The sequence below is a fragment of the Noviherbaspirillum massiliense JC206 genome (genome assembly GCF_000312045.1).
GTDB lineage: Bacteria > Pseudomonadota > Gammaproteobacteria > Burkholderiales > Burkholderiaceae_D > Noviherbaspirillum > Noviherbaspirillum massiliense.
In genome coordinates this window covers 1,352,234-1,371,111 of sequence record NZ_HE978634.1, presented here as the reverse complement: position 1 = coordinate 1,371,111, position 18,878 = coordinate 1,352,234, and the positions used below count along the sequence as shown (strand labels likewise).

The window sequence follows — 18,878 nt, the reverse complement described above, 5'->3', positions numbered from 1 at the left end:
ATGACACCACCTCCTCTTGTCGTGCATCTGATTTACCGGCTGGATTTCGGCGGCCTCGAGACGCTGCTGGTGGAGTGCATCAATCGCATGCCGCCCGAAAAGTACCGGCATGCCGTCGTATGCCTGACCGGCTTCACTGGCTTCGCCCGCAAGATCGCGCGGGCCGATGTCGAAATCCATTCCCTGGACAAGCCGCCGGGCCTCGGGCTGCACATCCACTTCAAGCTCTGGAAACTCCTGCGCCGCCTGCAGCCGGCCATCCTTCATACCTACAACATCGCGGCGGCCGAATATGCCTTCACCGCCACGCTGGCCGGCGTGCCGGTCCGCATCCACGCCGAGCACGGCCGGAGCGCGGACGATCCGGAAGGACGGAACCGCAGCCACAATCTGCTGCGGCGCCTGCTGCTGCCCGTTATCGACTGCTACGTGCCCGTGTCGCGCGACCTGCAGCGCTGGCTGCGCGACACGGTCGGCATACCGGACGCGAAAAACCGGCTGGTGCCGAACGGTGTCGACACGGCCAGATTCAGCCCGTTCGACGCCGGAACCAGGGCAAGGAAGACGCAGGATGGCTGCTTCGTCATCGGCACCGTCGGGCGTGTGCAGGACGTGAAGGATCACCGCACGCTGCTCGACGCCTTCATCCACCTCCGTAAATCCATGCCGGCCCGGGCGGACCAGCTTCGCCTCGCCATTGTCGGTGACGGCCCTTTGCTGCCTGCGATCCGGCTGCAGGCGGCCGAAGCCGGCATTGCGGATGCCGTATGGCTGCCCGGCGCGCGCACCGACATCCCGGATGTGATGCGCGGGTTTTCGCTGTTCGTGCTGTCTTCCGTCGCCGAAGGCACGCCGGTCACGCTGCTGGAGGCCATGGCAAGCGGCTTGCCGGTCGTGGCCACGCAGGTGGGAGGCATTCCCGAGGTGGTGATCGACGGTGTCTCCGGAATGCTGGTTGCACCATCCGATCCCGAAGCGCTGGCAGTGGCCATCTCGACCTATCTCGATCGCCCGGAGCGGATCGCACGCCACGGCAGCGCCGGCCGCTCATACGTGGAAGAGCATTTCAGCATCGCGGCAATGCTGGGCGCGTACCTGAATCTGTACGACGAATTATGTGCAAGAAAGATCAAACCCAGAGGAGCCGTTGAGCCATGTGTGGAATCGTAGGCCTGTTCGACATGCGCGGCACCCGGTCCATCGACCGCGGACTGCTGGCGACGATGAACGAGTCCCAGCGGCATCGCGGTCCGGTGGAGGGCGGCTTGCATCTCGAACCCGGCATCGGATTCGGACATCGCCGCTTGTCCATCATCGATCTGTCTTCCGGCAAGCAGCCGCTGTTCAATGAAGATGGCAGCGTGGTGGTGGTATTCAACGGCGAGATATACAACTTCCGGCAACTGATGGAGGAGCTGCTCCAGCTGGGGCACCGCTTCCGCACCCGCTGCGATACCGAAGTCATCGTGCACGCCTGGGAGCAATGGGGCGAAGAATGCGTGCAGCGCCTGCAAGGCATGTTCGCCTTTGCCGTCTGGGACCGCAACAAAAAAACTCTGTTCCTGGCGCGCGACCGCCTCGGCATCAAGCCGCTGTTCTGGACCATTCTTCCCGACGGCATGTTCGCCTTCGGCTCGGAGCTCAAGTCCCTCCTGACGATCCCCGGCCTGCAGCGCAAGCTGTCCCCCTGTGCCGTCGAAGAGTATTTCGCCTATGGCTACATACCGGAGCCGCGGACCATCTTCGAAGGCGCGTTCAAGCTTTCGCCCGGCCACACCTTGACCCTGCGCCCCGGTTCAGCCGCAGCCCAGCCGCGGAAATACTGGGATGTTCCCTTCCATCCCCATGCGGTTGCATCGGAGGAAGACATCGAACGGGAATTGATCGCCCGCCTGCAGGAAGCCGTGAAAAGCCACCTGGTGTCCGATGTTCCGCTGGGCGGATTCCTGTCGGGCGGCGTCGACTCCAGCGCGGTGGTCGCGATGATGGCGCAGCTGACGAATGGCCCGGTCAACACCTGCTCGATCGCCTTCGACGATCCCGCCTTCGACGAGTCCGCCTACGCCAGCAAGGTCGCCTTGCAGTACCGCACGGAGCACCACACCGAGACCGTCGACAAGAACGACTACGGCCTGATCGGCACGCTGGCGCGCCTCTATGACGAACCGTATGCCGACAGTTCCGCCATCCCGACCTACCGCGTCTGCCAGCTGGCGAAAAAGCGCGTGACGGTAGCCTTGTCGGGAGACGGCGGGGACGAGAATTTCGCCGGCTACCGGCGCTACCGTTATGCGATGGTCGAGCAGCAATTGCGCTCGAGCCTGCCGCTTGCAGTGCGCAAGCCGGTGTTTGGTTTCCTGGGACAGGTCTACCCGAAAGCCGACTGGGCGCCGCGGGTGTTCCGCGCCAAGACCACTTTCGAGGCGCTCGCCCGCGATCTCGTCGAAGGCTATTTCCACGGCGTCTCGATCATGCCCGACCGGATGCGGGAGCGGCTTTTCAGCGATGGTTTCCGCAAGCGGCTCGACGGTTACCGCGCGATCGAAGTCATGCGCCGCCATGCCGCCCACGCGCCGAGCGACGCCCCCCTGTCGATTGTGCAATACCTCGACATGAAGACCTACCTGCCGGGCGACATCCTCACCAAGGTGGACCGCGCCAGCATGGCGCATGCACTTGAAGTGCGCGTGCCCCTGCTCGATCACAAGTTCGTCGAATGGGTTTCCGGCCTGCCGCCCGCGCTGAAACTCAAGGGCGGCGAAGGCAAGCACATTTTCAAATCCTCGCTCCAGCCCTACCTCCCGGACGACATCCTGTACCGACGCAAGATGGGTTTTTCGATCCCGCTGGCACAATGGCTGCGCGGCCCCTTGCGCGAAAAGATGCGCTCAGCCGCGCTCAGCCCCCTGCTGCTCGACACCGGCATCTTCAACCGCTCCCATCTGCAGCAGATGGTCGACCAGCATCAGTCCGGCGCACGGGACCACAGCGCCCCGCTGTGGTCTGTGCTCATGTTCGAGGCATTCCTGCAATCCGTTCATCAACCCAGCGAGCTGGCGCAATGGACATCCTGACATTCACCACATTGTTCCCGAACCGGGCGCACCCGACCAACGGCATCTTCGTCGAGACCCGGCTGCGGCATCTCGTCGCGAGCGGCAAGGTCCGTTCCCGCGTGGTCGCACCGGTTCCCTGGTTTCCCTTCCGGCATGCGCGTTTCGGCCGCTACGCGAAGTTTGCGCAGGCGCCACGCGCCGACCGCCGCTTCGGATACGACATCGTCCACCCCCGCTATCCGGTGGTGCCTAAGCTAGGCATGACGGCAGCGCCCTTCCTCCTCGCGAATGCGGTCAAGCCCGTCATCGGGCGCATCATCGACGAAGGCTATGACTTCGACGTCATCGATGCTCATTACTTCTATCCGGACGGCGTTGCCGCCGCCATGCTCGGCAGGTATTTCAACAAACCCGTGGTGATCACCGCGCGCGGAACCGACATCAGTTTCATTCCGCAATACCGCCTGCCGCGCAAGATGATCCGCTGGGCGGTAGATCACGCCGACTGCGCCATCGCAGTCTGCGACGCGCTTCGGCAGGAACTGATCGCCCTCGGCGCGGATGCCGGACGCGTGGTGACCCTGCGTAATGGCGTCGACCTGCAGCTGTTCCGTCCGGTCGACCGTGACCAGGCGCGGCGGGAACTCCAGCTCGAACATTTCACCCTGCTGTCGGTGGGGAACCTGGTTTCGCACAAAGGCCATGACCTGGTCATCGGCGCATTGACCGAATTGCCGGACGTCCGGCTTCTCATTGCCGGCGCCGGCCCGGAACAGGCTACGCTGAAAGCGCTGGCCGAACGCCTCGGCGTGAGCGATCGTGTCCGTTTCCTCGGCACCCTGCCGCAGGAGCGCCTGAAGGCCTGCTACGGCGCGGCGGATGCGCTGGTGCTCGCCTCCAGCCGCGAAGGATGGGCCAATGTCCTGCTGGAATCGATGGCGTGCGGTACGCCGGTGGTCGCCAGCAAAGTCTGGGGCACGCCCGAAGTCGTCGCCTCGCCGGCGGCAGGCATCCTGATGGAAGAACGCAGCGCACGCGGTGTCGCGCAATCGGTCGCCGCCCTGCGCGCCTGCTATCCGGACCGCGCCGCGACGAGACGCTATGCCGAACAATTCAGCTGGGATGCAACCACCCGCGGACAGATCGACGTATTCAGGCGCCTGAGGAGAAAGAGACCGTGAGCGGGCAGTACAAGGAAAACGTCCTGTATCTGCACAGGACACAGGGCGGCGGCGCCGAAGAGGTGCATATCCTCGGCATCGCACGCGCGCTCGAGGAGGCCGGCGTCCGCGTCGACATCCTGTCCCCGCACGGACTGGTGCGCCCGGCTGCCGTGCAGGCGCCCTCCGCGGAGAAAGCTGCTCCCAAACCTGGCAAGCTGCTGCCGCTGATCAGCAGACATGCGCCTGAACTGGTGTTCGAATTGCTGGAGATCGCCTACAACCTGCTGGCCTGCTGGCGTCTTCTCAGGATCGGCGTGAGCTCGTACCAATGGGTGTTCGAGCGCTACGCGGTATTCGGGATCGTCGGATCGCTGCTTGCGAAATTCGCCCGGCTGCCTCTGATCGTCGAGGTCAACTACACCTCGAAAAGCCCGCTAGTGCGCCGGCGCAGCAAATTGCTGATGCCGCTGGCGCGCAGGATGGACCGCTGGATCTTCAACAGCGCCACACTGCTTGTGCCGGTGTCCTCGGCATTGAAGAAGGAACTCATGCACGACTTCGGCATCCCGGAAGAAAAAATCCTCATGCTGCCCAACGCGGCGGACCCCGTGCAATTCGCCCCCACAGCGCTCAGGCATAAATCCGTGGCAAGGAAAATCATCGGCTTCGTGGGCGGCTTCTATCCCTGGCATGGGCTCGACCTTCTGATCGAAGCGTACGCCGGCATTGCCGACCGCTTCCCGGAATCGCAGGTGCTGCTGGTCGGGGACGGCCCGGAGCTGGAGCGGATACGCGCCCTGGTTTCCCGCCACGGGCTCATGGAGCGCGTGATCTTTGGCGGACGCAAGAAGCACCATGAACTGCCTGCGGCCATGTCGGCATTCTATGTCGGTGTCATGCCGGACTCGAACGACTACGGATCGCCGATGAAGATTTTCGAATACATGGCTCTTGGCGTTCCGGTGATCGCACCGGACTATTCCCCGATTCTCGACGCCATGGACGACGGCGAACAGGGCTTGATCTTCGAGCAGCGCAGTGTCGAGGGCCTGCGCGCGGCCCTGGTGAAATTGCTGCAGGATGAGAGTCTTGCGCAGCACCTGGGAACGCAGGGCAGGGAAACTATCCTCCGGGACAGAAACTGGAATGCGAATGCGGCCCGCATCCGGGACGCGCTGCTTCAGAGATGCAATGAAGCGCTGCCAGCCATGCGCAAGGAGGAATCCAGCCATGCATGAGCGCAGCGCGTCACCGGCCGTCACGCCGATTTTTCCAGACGCCCGTTCACCGGCAAGGGACATTCCATGACGGCCCATAAAAAGCCGGCCGCCATGACCGCACGCCTCCTGCGCGCGGCAGGCGACCGCATCGCGCGGCGCGACAAGCCAAACCGCCGCCTGTGCATCGTCAACTATCACCGGATTCTGGCGATGCCCGATCCCTTGCTGGCGGCGGAGCCGGACGTGAACGCGTTTCGCTGGCAGGTGGAACTGCTTGCCGACTGCTTCAACGTAATGCCTCTGCATGAGGCACTGGCGGCGCAGCAGGCCGGGGACCTGCCGCCAAGGGCGGTATGCATTACCTTCGATGACGGCTACCGCTCGGTCTACGAACTGGCCGTTCCGATTCTGAAGGACTGCGGGGTTCATGCGACCGTGTTCGTGACGACCGGCTATCTCGGCAAGGGCAGCATGTGGAACGACCGCATCATCGAAGCGGTACAGCGCCATGAGGCCGGATCGGTCGACCTGCGCCATATCGGCCTCGGGAATCATCCACTGAAAACCATGGAGGACCGGCGCAAGCTGATCGACAGCCTGACCGCACGGGCAAAGTATCTGCCTCCAGATGGGCGCGCCATGATGATCCGGGAACTGGAGACTTCCCTTGGGAGCCGGCGCTCTCCGCCACTCATGCTGACGCCGCGGCAGGTGGGCGAACTCGCGCGGCAGGGAATCGAAATCGGCGGCCATACCGTCTCGCATCCCATTCTGACGAGCCTGGAGGATGAGACCGCATGCTACGAGATTGCCGCCTGCAAGACGCAGCTCGAATCCCTCACCGGACGCCCGGTGCGCCTGTTCGCTTACCCGAACGGAAAGCCGGGCAAGGATTTCAATGAACGCCACATTCGCATGACCAGGGAGGCCGGATTCGTCGCCGCCTTCACCACGGCGCTGGGCGCGGCGACCCGGGAGCACGACCGGTTCCAGCTGCCGCGCTGCCGGCCATGGGATAGAACGCCCTCCCTGTTCGGATTGCGCCTGCTGCGCTGGCTGGCGGGGCAAGGGCAATGAAGTCATGCGCAACCGGGAAACAGTCCCTGGTCCGGCGTGGAGTGCCGGACAGGCCGCAACCGCAAGGCGCTCGGGATCGCACGTCGCTTGAGGCAATTTACCAACATGAATAAGCGCGCACTCATCATTGCATTTCATTTCCCTCCGCAAGCGGCAAGCAGCGGCATCCAGCGTACGCTCAGCTTTTCCCGGCATCTGGGCAGATACGGCTGGGAGCCGCTGGTGCTTTCGGCGCATCCCATGGCCTACAGCGCCAAGAATCCCTCGCAACTGGCGAGCATTCCTTCATCCGTAGTGGTGCGGCGGCCGTACGCGCTCGACGCCAAGCGCCATCTCGGCCTGTTCGGTCGCTATCCCGGCATTCTGGCGCTGCCCGACCGCTGGATTTCATGGTGGTTCTCGGCTGTCCCTGCCGGACTGGCACTGATCCGCAAGTACAAACCCGAAGTGATCTGGTCGACCTTCCCCATCGCCACCTCGCATCTGATCGGCCTGACCCTGCATCGCCTGACCGGCATTCCATGGATTGCCGACTTCCGGGATCCAATGCTGCAGCCCGGCCATCCCGAAACCTGGCTGCAGCGCCGGTGCTTCGCATGGATAGAGAGACAGGCGATACGGCATTGCTGCAAAGCCGTGTTCACCACGCACAGTGCGCTGGACAGCTACCGGCAGCGATTCCCGGGAATCGCGCCGGACAAGTTCATGGTCATCGAGAATGGCTACGATGAAGAAGGATTCCAGGGCATTGCCGGACCGAGCCCCAGCGGAAATGCGAACAACGTCGAGCGGCGGATCACCCTGCTCCATAGCGGCGTTCTCTATCCGGATGGCCGCGATCCCTCTTCCTTCTTCGAAGCGATCTCCCGGCTGAAAGCGGATGGCCGCGCGAGCCCGTCATCGCTGTCGGTCATCCTTCGCGCCACGGGCGACGCCCCCTATTTCCTCGGCCTGGCGAAGAAGCATGCAGTCGACGATATCGTGCGCATAGAACCGCCGCTTCCCTACCGCGAAGCGCTGCGCGAAATGCTCGAAGCCGACGGCCTGCTTGCCATCCAGGGCACGCCATTCAATACGCAGGTGCCTGCCAAGATCTACGAATATTTCCGTGCACGCAGGCCGATTTTCGCCCTGGTCGATCCCCGCGGGGAAACGGCGCGGGTCCTGGAAGCCGCAGGATTCCGGAACATCGTACCGATCGATTCCGCGGACCGGATTGTTCATGCGCTTCCCGAATTCATCAGCGACATCAGGCAAGGCCGTGCCCTGTGCGCCTCGGATGAGCTCATCGCCGCCTCCTCGCGCGCGCACCGCGCCCGCCAGCTGGCAACCCTGTTCAGCCAGGCCTGCCTGCAACCGGCAGCTGCATGGATGCATGCCGGAAAGACAGATTGAGATCCATCAATGTTTTCTCCCGGAACTTCCATAGACTGGCTCGGTTCGATATGCCGGCAAGCAATGCAGAGCCCCAGCACTGCCCGCGCCGTTGCGCATGCTCCCGCATTCCCGCGCACAACCACTCCCGCAAATGGGCCAGTACTGATGTTTGAAACCCCTTCCAGAAACATCTTCAAGGGCGCCATCCTGACGGTCTCCATGCGCTGGGCTGACCGCCTGGTCGGATTCACCAGCACCCTGATCCTTGCACGCCTCATGGCGCCGGACAATTTCGGCATCATCGCCATGGCTACGCTGGTCGCTGGCCTGGTGGAAGTCATGCTGGCGCTCGGTGTCAATGTTCCGCTGATCCAGAACCGCGCCGCCACGCAGGCGCACTTCGACACCGCGTGGACGCTGCGCCTGCTGCAGTCGGCATTTGTCGCAGCCGCCGTCTTCCTTTCCGCCTCGTATGCGGGAGGTTATTTCAACGACCCTCGCATCACGCCGGTGTTGTACTGGATGGCGCTGAACATGCTGCTGGGTGGCCTGGAAAACATCGGAATCATTACCTTTCAAAAGGAAATGCGCTTCGACATGGATTTCAAGTTCGTCTTCATCAAGCGCCTGGCTGCCTTTTTCATCACTGTCACGGCGGCATGGTTCATCCGCAATTACTGGGCACTGGTCATCGGCACGCTGGCCGGTCGCAGCATCGGCGTGCTGCTCAGCTACCAGATGCACCCGATGCGCCCGCGGCTCAGCCTCGAAAAATTCAGGGACATCTTTTCGGTGTCGCAATGGATGCTCGCCAATAACATCGGCGCATACCTGAATCGCGGCATCGACAAGTTCCTTCTCGGGCGCTGGTCCGGTGCAAACATCATCGGCGGCTACGCTTTGGCCGATGAAACCGCGCGCATGCCTTCGACGGAAATACTCGCGCCGCTGAACCGGGTACTGTTTCCGGCGTTTGTCGCTGCCAGGCATGACCCTGCCGAAATGAAGCGTCTGTACCTGCTCGCGCAAGGCGTGCAATGCCTGCTCGGCATGTCGATGGCGGTCGGCCTTGCCCTCGTCGCCCATGAAACGGTCCTCATCCTCCTGGGGGAGCAATGGCTGTTCGTCGTACCGATCGTTCAGGTTCTGGCGCTGGCCAACGTGGTCGAGGCAGTCACCGCGAGCGGCAATTATGTCTTTCTCACGCTGGATGCAGTACGCAACGCCTCCCTGCTCAGCTGGTACCAAGTCCTGATGTTCGGAACCTTGGCTTTCCTGTTTTTCCACCAGCCGGCCGCACTGGAGATGGCATGGCTGCGGCTGGCGACTGCGCTGGCGTGCATGCTGCTGTCGCTGGGCCTGCTGCTGCGCCTGCTGCAGAACGTGAGCCTGCTCGACATCCTCGGCACGACGCTGCGCCCTTTCCTTGGCGTATGCATCATGGCTGCTGCGGTGACCTTTGTGGCGGAGTTGCTGCACCTGCCCCCGCTTGCCATGCTCGTCACCAAGATCGCTACCGGCATGCTGGTTTTTCCAGCCGCGGTGCTGGCGATGTGGAACATGGCAGGCAGGCCGGAAGGAGCCGAATCATATCTTCTTGCGAAAGTTGCGCGCTTGCCGGTAAAGCGCACGACTGGGTTTGCGGCATAAAGCGATGTTCCGGCCGGTTCATTTACTGTCCGTATAAGGAAAGCCCATGGAATCGATTCTGATCGCCTGCGAGCTGCTTGCCATTGCACTTCTGCTCAATGGCTACCGCCGGATTTCAAAGCGCCGCGAGGCTGAGCCGGATGCATGGCTGTTCGCCTACCGGACAGACAAGAACCAGAGCCATGCAAATGCAAAGCGCGGAGAAATGTAAATGCGCGACCTGATGATGCTTGCCACCTTGTCGTTCCTCCTGCCGTCGGTACTGGCCGACGGCTTCGTTGCCTACGTGCTCTGGGCCTGGTCTTCGGCTTTTTCCCCGAACTTCTACATGTACGGATTCATGGCCTCGGCACGCATCAATCTCCTTTTTGCCGGCATAGCACTCGGCTCCATTCTCCTCAACAGCAAGCGCTCCTTTCTGCCGCTCAGCACCACCCAAAAACTGCAGCTGGTCTTCCTTGTCCACGCGAGCGTTTGCGCGCTGCTCGGCTACTCGACCAACCCGCTCAACTTCGACGTCTACGAGAACCTCGCCAAGGCCTTGATCTTTTGCCTGGTGATGCCGGCATTCCTGGACAACCGGCTGCGCCTGCATGTCCTGCTCATCGCCCTTGCGATCGGCATGGGATTTCATGGCTTGCTGGAAGGCGCGAAATTCCTCGCTTCGGGTGGCGGACACAAGGTGACAGGAATTACCACCTCGATGATCAGCGACAACAATCACTTTGCGGTCGGCCAGCTCATGATCATTCCCGTTCTGTTCTTTCTGTATCAGTACTCGAAGAAGAAGCTGGTCCGCTTCGGTTTTCTCCTTGCATTTGCTCTTGCCGCATTTTCAGTCATGGGCACCTTTTCGCGCGGCGGGTTCATCGGATTGAGCGCGCTGGGATTGTGGATGGTGTTTTCCAGCCGCCGGAAATTCCTTTCCTTCTTCGCAGTGGCTATCGTCGCCCTGACCCTGTTCCAATTCGCCCCCGAATCCTGGTTTCACCGGGTTGAAACGATCAATAACGCAGGCGAGGATGAATCCTTCATGACGCGGGTAATCGCGTGGAAGGTCAGCACCGCGATTGCCCTGAGCAATCCATGGTTCGGCGGTGGCTTTCATGCCGTGCAGGCACCTGCGATCTGGTCCACGTTCAAGGAAACCATAGGCTTTCTCGACTTTATTCCGACACCGCCGCCGACAGAACAGGTCCGGGCCGCACACAGCATTTATTTTGAGGTGCTGGGTGATACCGGATTCATCGGCCTGGGTCTTTTCATCCTGATATGGGCAAATGCATGGCGTACGGCCTTGTCAGTGAAACGGCTCGCGCGCAACCAACCCAATCTTGTCTGGGCCAGCGATCTCTCGGACATTCTGCGTGTTTCCCTGTTGGTGTATGCGATCAGCGGCGCGGCGGTAAGCATGGGCTACTTCGAACTGTTCTATATTTTTTCAGGCATCGTCGCGGTGCTCGAGCGGCACGTCATGCAGGCACTCTCCTCCACGCAATCCGTGTCTTCGGCGGAGAGCCCGCAGGTTCTCGCGATGCCGTCCAGTGTCGTTGCTGAAAACCCGGCACAATCGAAAGCAGGCAGGCGATGGCATACAAACCCTTAGCTCGTCGCCCTTTCTTCGGCGCGGTCGTCCCCGTGAAGCGCAAGAAGAAGAGACAGGCTTTAATCATGGCTACCATCCACAGTTTGCAGGTACCGGAATGAACAGGAAATTGAAGCTGCTCGTTTTCTTACTCGCCCGCATGTTCGGTGTCTTTGCCCTGTTTCGTATCCTGACCCGGTCCAGGATACGCATTCTTTGCTATCACGGCGGATGCATCGGGGATGAGCACGGATACAACCCTTTGCTGTTCTGCCCTGCCGATGTATTCGAATCCCGGGTGCGGTGGCTGCTGGACAAGGGCTTCAATATCATCCCGCTGGACAAAGCCGTTTCCATGCTGGCCGCTTCGGCATCGCGGCCACGGCTGCCGACCGTGATCACCTTCGACGACGGCTGGTTTTCGACGGGACATACGCTTCTTCCAGTCCTCAGGAAATGGGACCTCCCGTCGACCTTGTATGTGTGCACGGAACACTTTCTTCAGGGGTGGGCTGTTCCCGCAGTGACGATACGCTACATCGTGTGGAAATCGGCACGCACAAAGCTGACACTGTCCGGGCTTCATCAGGATCTCGATGGCAGCTATGACCTTGGCAATCCGTCTTCCCGGCAGATGCTGTCCGAACGCGCCGTGGCATGGGTATCGAAAACCTTCCACACGCGCGAGGAAGTGCATGCGGGCCTCCACCGTTTCGCCGATTGTCTCGGCGTTCCCGAGGCTGCCCTGGCGCTGGAGTCGCGGCGGTTCGAATACCTGTCCCGCGACGAGTTGCTGCGGGCCCAGGCGGGCGGGTGCAGCATCGAACTGCATGGGCATGTGCATCGCTATCCCGCGGGCGATCCAGCCGCCCTCGAACGCGATCTGCAGATCTGCAGGCAAACCATTCTTGCAATGGGATTGCCGCAGCCTGGCCATTATTGCTACCCGAGCGGCAACTTCGATGCTTGCGCCGCAACTGCACTGCAGAGAATGGGCGTCGCTTCCGCCACCACCTGCCTGCCGGGTCTCGTCGCAACAGGTGGGAAGGATGATCGCTATTATCTGCCGCGTTTTCTCGATGGCGGGAACGTCAGCGCGCTCGAGTTCGAGGCAGAGATGAGCGGCTTTACGGATTTCATCCGCCGGTGCACTGGCAGGCTGAAGGCAAGTCTCGCCTGTGTTTCGCGGCGCTTCTCCACCCACACTGCCTGCTTTCTGCTGGCACAGGAAATGCCTCGGGTGATTCTTCCAGAAGAGACCGGCCTCTGGCTGACTTTTCTACTGTGACCACTCGGCAGGTGCCGGCCTGACACTGGTGGTGAAACGCCGGCCCGCCTCGGGCGCATCCTGCAATCTTGTGCCTCCCGAGAGCAGGTGAACGCCGAGCCGATGGCCAAGGGCGCAGATCGTCAGCGAGGGATTGGCGCTGCCGGCAGTGGGAAACACCGAGCCGTCGCAGACCCACAGGTTATTCACGCCGAAGACTTTCAGATTCCTGTCCACCACGCCATCGGCCGGGGATAAGGCCATGCGTGCGGTGCCGAGATGGTGAGCAGCGGAACTTGCCGACTCCACCCAGTCTTCGATCCCGTCCTTGCGGGTCGAACGTACGTCGGGATGCCGGTCCAGGCTGTCCATGATCAGGTGCAGGCTTCTTTCGAAGCTGTCCACATCCTCCCTGCCGAGCTGCCAGTTTACGCGCGCCACCGGATAACCGTAGCGGTCACGCTTGTGTTCGGACAGGTCGACCCGGCTGTCCGGGTTGGGAAGTTGCTCGGTCATGAAAAACAGATCGCCGTAGTGCGTGCGCCAGTTGAAATGAAAACGCTGATGAAAGACGCGCCAGCGAATATAACTGTCAGTCAGCATGTCCTTCAGATGGGAGGCTCGCAGGTCCCGCACGCCGCGCACGCCCAGGAAGGACATCAGGGAAAGGTTCGGCACCTTGCGGCCGTTGATGCCGGGGCGGATGAATACGGTATGGTTCGCCAGCCTGTGTGTGCGCTGGTGTCCCGGCTGGACGACGAAGCCCGGCAAGGCTTTCACGGCGCCGCCGATATCGAACCCCGAGAACAGGTGCCCGTCGACACGCTTGCGAAATACCACCTGCGACACATATGCGGCAGGGTGATCCATCAGATTGCGTCCCAGCCACCAGCTGTCCCGGCAAAGTCCGGCCATCTCCCCGGCGCCGGAATTGAGGAGCAGCCGAGGTGTTTCCAGCCCGCCGGCAGCTACGATGAACACGTCTGCCTTCACGGTGAATGTCCGGCCGCCGCTGCCCGCAATCAGATGACGTACCGTCCCCGCCTCGTCAGCCACCAGTTGCAAGGCGGTGGCGCTCGCGATGCAGCGCGCTTTGCCCTGCCCGCACCAATTCACGAGCAGCTCCTTGCCGCGAAATGGCGGCGAGTGAAACTGATAGACCTTGCTCTGCAGCTTGTCGGCTGCGACAGGCAGCCGCGCCAGCCCCGCGTCCACTTCCGGATGAGCCGAACGATCCCCTCCGCAAAGCTGCTCCCATGCCTCCCGATAATGGGGAGCCATGTCTTCCTTGCTGATGGGCCAGCCGCTATGCGGTATCCAGTCCCGCTGCTGGAAATCGATATCGTCGAGCTCGGCGCATATGCCGTGCCAGAACGCGGTGCCGCCGCCCACCTCGAGCCCGCGGCTGACCGGCAGGCGGAATGGCTGTCCCGTAAATTCGACCTCGATGGCAGGCGCCGTGCGCCGGGATGTCGTCACGGGCCCTGCCTCCAGCAGAAGGATATCGATGCCTGCATCCACCAGGACGCGAGCGACGGAGATTGCTCCCATGCCGCTGCCGACAATGCATACCCGGGCCTGGATGCAGCTTCCCGGTGCCAGTGCCTCCCCCTCTATCAGCATGGCCGAATACCTTCCCTGTCTCTGTTTTTCATGTTCTTGTTGGTGGTTAGATGCGGTGTTGCCCCAACGAACTGCATGGTGCGGAATGTTCCAGCCGTCTGGCGGGCGGGGATCGAATCTGCGCAGGATCTGCGCGTCAAAGAGTGTATGTCCGCCGAAAGCGAAATCTTTGCGAAATCGCAAACCCGGGAAACCGGCGCAACTTCAACAGCACGTCGATTGGGAATCGTTGGGAGAAGAACCGGGAGCACTGTAAAACAGCTCGACACTCGGATTCCGATTCATGTATCACCGCGTGTTCAGGTGCGAACATTGGCGCAAATCCGGTCAGGATACTGCTGTTCGAAGGCGATGTGCATCGCGGTGCGCCCCGAGAATGGGCGCGGCGGGAACAACATCCATCGCGCCCTGAGAATGGGCGCGATGAAAGCATCAGCAGAAGCGATTAAGGCTGGGCCGCTGCGTAGGCGCCGATGTCGATCGGATTGCTTGTGGGCCTTGCCTCGGCGCGTGCCACATGTACGTACTGCATGGTCGGAACGAGCGAGACGCCGGCGACGGAGGTGCCGGGCTGGGTGCCTGCATGCGCGAAGGGCGCTCCACTAGCGGGCCTCAGGTCGTAGCTCTGCCGGTTGACGAATGCCGGCGTCGCTGCCTGGTAGTTGGTCTTCTTTACCGCAGACGACTGGTTGGTCACGGCGCCGGGCCCGGCGAACACATTGTTCTGGATGAGGGCGGCGGTCGTGACCGTTCCACCTACGAGAACGAAGGTGCCGGAAGCGCCGTCGTTCAGGAAGGTATTGTTCACGACATACAGGTCCTTTCCGGGATTCGCAGTCTCTTCTTCGCCATATGCGAGCATGGTCGGGTTCTGGTTCGACGCCGGCTGCTGGATGACGTTGCCGATCACGTAGCTGGTGCCTCCGGAAGGCAGATCGATTTCATAGCTCGGCTGCCCGCTGGCGGTGGAGTTTGATGGCCCGCCGCTGGAGAACCGGCTGTAGGCAATCATGTTGACCTTGGCGCGCGACTTCAGGTTATGGCCGACATTGGCGTCATGTGAATAGTTGTAGCGGAAGGTGAGACTGTTGATGCTCCCGATGTACAGGTTGTGCGTGTACCCGTCGCCAGAACCGTTGTGCCCGAACTCGGTGTTCTCGATGAGGACGTTGCTCACGCCATCATTGTTGGTCAGGATTCCGTTCTCGTTGTCGTGGAGAAAGCTGTTGCGCACGGTGAGGTCGGTACCGTCTAGCCGTATCGCTGCGCCGTTGCGGTCCGGGACCTTTGCGCCCAGCATCTCGACATTCTCGATGACGGTGCCCTTGCCTCCCACGACCCAGGTGCCCTTGCCCGCCGCGTTGCGTCCGGCAGCATCGATCTTCGGACGACCATTGACGCCCCTGATGATCAGATTGCTTGCCGAAATCACGCACACGTCACCCGAGTAACTTCCCGCCCCGTCGATCTCGATGGTGGCGCCGTTGGGAGCAGAAGCAAAAGCCTGACATGGCGTGGCGTATTTCTTCTCCGGCCCGACGCTCAGAATCGTGCCGGAGTTTGTTCCCGAAGTTGTGCCCGAAGTTGTGCCCGAAGTTGTGCCCGAAGTTGTGCCCGAAGTTGTGCCCGAAGTTGTGCCCGAAGTTGTGCCTGAAGTTGTGCCCGAAGTTGTGCCTGAAGTTGAGCCAGGTGTCGTTCCCGGCTTCGTCCCTGATGCGCTTCCTGACGTCGTTCCGGTATTCGTTCCGGAGGATGCGGCGGGAGTGCCTGCCGAGTCCTGGGTCTGAGTGGAATTGTTCTGGGAACCTGTGGCCTCAGATTCCGATGCAGGAGCGCTGTAGCTGTCATTTGCTGCAAGCGCAGTCGCGCCGGTGGCATCGGTCAAGCCTGCATCGCCCCCTCCCCCGCCACCACATGCGGCGAGAATCAGCGCAGAACATGCGCCGGCAATTGCGGATCGATGGAAGCTTGATTTAACTGGTGTAGCCAATTCGGTTTCTCCGTAAGTGAATGAAGGTGGGTTGGTCCTGATGCCAGGAGATGTTGCGGATCTCCCCACGGGCCGACCGAAGTCGGCACCATCTGGGAAAACGCGCGGGAAAGGGTTTGTTGCAGGGCTCGGTGAAATCGGTGCGAAGCTTGCGGTTAATTCCTGGGGATGATGTTCCACTGCGGCTGCACCGAGTAATCCGGTTTTACCGATCGTTTGCTGAAGACGTTCCAGGCATTGGCAGCGTTCGGGATGCCCGATGTCGCCGCCACGGCGAGGGCCGGTTGCATGTTGGATGGGAAACCTGCGGGCGAGTCCGCATAGCCGGTCATCTGGCCCGCAACCCACGCCGGTGTATTCAGGCCATGGTCCCGGTCGTCCTGCGTCAGCCAGTCCGCCTGTGCCTGGCTGCCGCATGGCTGATCCAGGTATTTCGCGCCGGTGCTGTTGACGAGGGGCGAGCCGTCCGGCTTGCGCAGGGTGGCGCGATAGGCTTCGCCGATCGTCGAGTACACGGGCGAGTTCGCCGTCGGCCTGATCGCCAGTACATAAGGTGCGCCGTCGATCCAGCAATACCCGGGGTCGGTCATGCGCAAGACCGGATACCGGGCTTTCCATGCCAGGAAAGGCTGGGCCTTGGTAAAGCCAAGCTCGGCAAGGTGACCTGCGCTCCAGGTGACGAAATCATCCATCCATGAAGAGATGCCGGTATTCTCCCCATTGGGCGTCGTTTCATACACCGGCCGACCCGAAAAATCACCCGAACCGTCGATCACGCCAAGCTTGTTCGGATTGCCCTCGCTGAAGGTTGCGTTGTACCAGTCGAGGTTGTTGTCGACCAGGCGGCTGAAGTATTCCTTCATCGGATGATCGTCCGGCGTGATGTACGCGGCATGGCCCAGTGTCCGCAGCGACCAGGCCTGGGCACGCACCTCGTCCGGCCTCACCAGTCCTTTCGCATATCCACGGTACTCGGGGTTCTGTCTCACTACGTTCCAGTTCGCCCAGAAGTGCAGTTCTTCCAGGTAGTAGTAGTCCCCGGTCACCAGATACGGCAGGTAGGCGAGCGAAGGCTGGTGGGCGCTGTCCGGATGCAGGATGGAGTCGCAATCGCCGCTGCAGTCGGGAAACCATTCATACTTGCCGGTCTGCGGGTTGCGGGTATCGCCAACCCGCCCCAGCAAGGTCATGTAGGGATAATCGTTCAGGGAGACCGGCCGGCCGGTATTCTTGTCGCGGTAGTGGATCGGCCAACTCCCCGCAAGATCGCCGACACCGAGCGTGACCTTCCTGGCCCGCCTGTCCATGCTCAGCAGGTACATCGCACCCCACTGAGGCAGCGGGCCGATGTCGCCGCGGCCGCCCGTCGTCGGCATGTGGGTCGTGACGATGCCGGCGCCCATGGGCGAGGTGTCCGACTGGCTCCAGTTCCTGTCGAGGTCGGCCAGCGCATCCGCTGATACCACCACGCTCGTATCGTAGTTCGGCACTGCCCTCGATGCGATCAGATATCTCGTGTCGTGTTGCAACTCCACTTCCGGCGCTTCTCCCCACCAGAGGGTCTTGCGCCAGCGGGCATGGTGAAAATGCTTCAGTCCGCTCCGGAAATAGGCGGTCTGGCCACCGACAAGCACGCGTGCGTCGTAGGTCAGATTCTGCGGGTTCGGTTCATAGGCCCAGTCGTTTTCTACCGTGACATCCACCCTCGCCTTCCTCAGTCCCGCATAGGCCCTGATGGCAAAACGCGCCGACAGGTGCGGATGGGCGTTACCCTGCGCATCCTTCATGGGTGCGGACACCATCCACTCACCTGCAATCGGCCCGGAGATCCAGGTCGTGTAGCCGCCGGACTTCAGCAGCGCGTCGGCGGACACGGCATAGGTTTGCCCGCCGAGATCGACGGAGACGCTTGCCGTGAATCCAGCATTCAGCAGCGCGTCGAGCGACACGCCGGCCTGCGGACCCGTACTGCCTGCGCCTTTCGTCAGTACGATCGTCCTTGCCTGTCCGGCAGACAGCGCAGGGAGCACCGCGGAGATCACCGCATGGCGGACCGAGCCGTCTGCATGCGTTGCCTTGGTATTGAGCTGGAGAGGAAGGACGCTGCCGTCATCCAGTTTCCCGACCAGCGTATCCGTTGGTGCCACCGCACCTTTGGAAAATACCTGACCAAACGTGATCGGAATGCTGGTGCGGTCGGCTGCGGCACTGCTCGCTACCCGGATGTTCGTGATTGTGCCGCCGACGGGAACGGGCACCGGACCCTGATCCTGATAGCCACTGTCTGGCTGCTGCACATCGCCCGCCTGCCCGCCTCGTGACGAGTAGGCCGTCGTGTCGTTCGTGCCGCTGTCGGCACTGGTGCCGCATGCTGCAAGCAATACAGAGGCACACAAGGTAGAGAAGATCGACATGGGAGCGCGACGATGGAATTGCGAACTAGGCAAGTGAACTCCCTCTGTAAAAGGTGTTCTTGATATTTCTCAAGAACAATAATTTTCAGCAACTCTTCGAGATGCAGACTAACTGGAAGTTCCTTTCAGGACCGACAATCCGTGTGGAAAGTTGTAACCAATTACAACGCGACGATGGAAAGCAGAATGTCATCTCTCATTCGCGTACATCGCTTCCTTTCATTTCAGTCCCGAAAAATTTGTTAACTTATTTCCACTTATCAAGCCCTTCCATCAAGGGTCTCGATCAAAGTGACAGGTCACCATGCCGTTGCAGACATTGCCGAAACTTTAGCGGTGCAAATGAAGCGCGAAAGTTCATGCCTGTCGGCCGAAGTGCATCGAGGCGTGAGGGATGCTTCGCAGGAAACACCGCGCTGGCGATCCCACGGGATAAGGAGAAGATGAGAATCGGAG

14 protein-coding genes are annotated in these 18,878 nt (G+C 61.5%); 11 read left to right on the top strand and 3 right to left on the bottom strand.

The features are described 5' to 3' along the window. The 10 genes from HGHM_RS06840 to HGHM_RS06795 all read left to right on the top strand — a co-directional run bounded on the left by HGHM_RS06840 (position 1) and on the right by HGHM_RS06795 (position 12,416). Positions 1 to 1,170, top strand: a complete 1,170-nt coding sequence (locus HGHM_RS06840; protein WP_245549167.1) for a TIGR03088 family PEP-CTERM/XrtA system glycosyltransferase — start codon at positions 1 to 3, stop codon at positions 1,168 to 1,170. Continuing rightward, on the top strand, positions 1,155 to 3,074 hold the full coding sequence (locus HGHM_RS06835; RefSeq protein ID WP_019140774.1) for an XrtA/PEP-CTERM system amidotransferase: 1,920 nt from the start codon (positions 1,155 to 1,157) through the stop codon (positions 3,072 to 3,074). Before HGHM_RS06840 ends, HGHM_RS06835 begins: the two co-directional genes overlap by 16 nt. Next, positions 3,062 to 4,237, top strand: coding sequence for a glycosyltransferase family 4 protein (locus HGHM_RS06830; RefSeq protein WP_019140773.1), 1,176 nt, complete (start codon positions 3,062 to 3,064; stop codon positions 4,235 to 4,237). The genes HGHM_RS06835 and HGHM_RS06830 overlap by 13 nt, the downstream gene beginning before the upstream one ends. Continuing rightward, entirely contained in the window at positions 4,234 to 5,457 is a 1,224-nt protein-coding gene (locus tag HGHM_RS06825) for a glycosyltransferase family 4 protein (protein WP_019140772.1), read from the top strand. The genes HGHM_RS06830 and HGHM_RS06825 overlap by 4 nt, the downstream gene beginning before the upstream one ends. 66 nt (positions 5,458 to 5,523) lie before the next feature. Further along, positions 5,524 to 6,516, top strand: coding sequence for a polysaccharide deacetylase family protein (locus HGHM_RS06820; RefSeq protein ID WP_019140771.1), 993 nt, complete (start codon positions 5,524 to 5,526; stop codon positions 6,514 to 6,516). A 105-nt stretch (positions 6,517 to 6,621) separates the two neighbouring features. Beyond that, positions 6,622 to 7,911, top strand: coding sequence for a glycosyltransferase (locus tag HGHM_RS06815; protein WP_019140770.1), 1,290 nt, complete (start codon positions 6,622 to 6,624; stop codon positions 7,909 to 7,911). Positions 7,912 to 8,058: 147 nt separating this feature from the next. Further along, on the top strand, positions 8,059 to 9,543 hold the full coding sequence (locus tag HGHM_RS06810; protein WP_019140769.1) for a lipopolysaccharide biosynthesis protein: 1,485 nt from the start codon (positions 8,059 to 8,061) through the stop codon (positions 9,541 to 9,543). Between the two features lie 46 nt (positions 9,544 to 9,589). Beyond that, entirely contained in the window at positions 9,590 to 9,754 is a 165-nt protein-coding gene (locus HGHM_RS23120) for a hypothetical protein (RefSeq protein WP_019140768.1), read from the top strand. Next, entirely contained in the window at positions 9,755 to 11,149 is a 1,395-nt protein-coding gene (locus HGHM_RS20895) for a putative O-glycosylation ligase, exosortase A system-associated (RefSeq protein WP_019140767.1), read from the top strand. 97 nt (positions 11,150 to 11,246) lie between these two features. Then, entirely contained in the window at positions 11,247 to 12,416 is a 1,170-nt protein-coding gene (locus HGHM_RS06795; RefSeq protein WP_019140766.1) for a polysaccharide deacetylase family protein, read from the top strand. Here the strand turns inward: HGHM_RS06795 and HGHM_RS06790 are convergent. Next, the gene (locus HGHM_RS06790; protein ID WP_019140765.1) at positions 12,408 to 14,018 is read right to left on the bottom strand and encodes an FAD-dependent oxidoreductase; all 1,611 of its coding nucleotides are present in this window, start codon (positions 14,016 to 14,018) and stop codon (positions 12,408 to 12,410) included. The two genes, HGHM_RS06795 and HGHM_RS06790, sit on opposite strands and share 9 nt — an antisense overlap. A gap of 445 nt (positions 14,019 to 14,463) precedes the next feature. After that, positions 14,464 to 15,450, bottom strand: a complete 987-nt coding sequence (locus HGHM_RS20890) for a hypothetical protein (RefSeq protein ID WP_245549166.1) — start codon at positions 15,448 to 15,450, stop codon at positions 14,464 to 14,466. 82 nt (positions 15,451 to 15,532) lie between these two features. Here HGHM_RS20890 and HGHM_RS23115 point away from each other — a divergent pair, with 82 nt between their 5' ends. Next, positions 15,533 to 15,805, top strand: a complete 273-nt coding sequence (locus tag HGHM_RS23115) for a hypothetical protein (RefSeq protein ID WP_019140763.1) — start codon at positions 15,533 to 15,535, stop codon at positions 15,803 to 15,805. A 358-nt stretch (positions 15,806 to 16,163) separates the two neighbouring features. Here HGHM_RS23115 and HGHM_RS06775 read toward each other — a convergent pair whose 3' ends face one another. Further along, positions 16,164 to 18,422, bottom strand: coding sequence for an RIFT barrel domain-containing protein (locus HGHM_RS06775; RefSeq protein ID WP_019140762.1), 2,259 nt, complete (start codon positions 18,420 to 18,422; stop codon positions 16,164 to 16,166). Between the last annotated feature and the right edge of the window lie 456 nt (positions 18,423 to 18,878).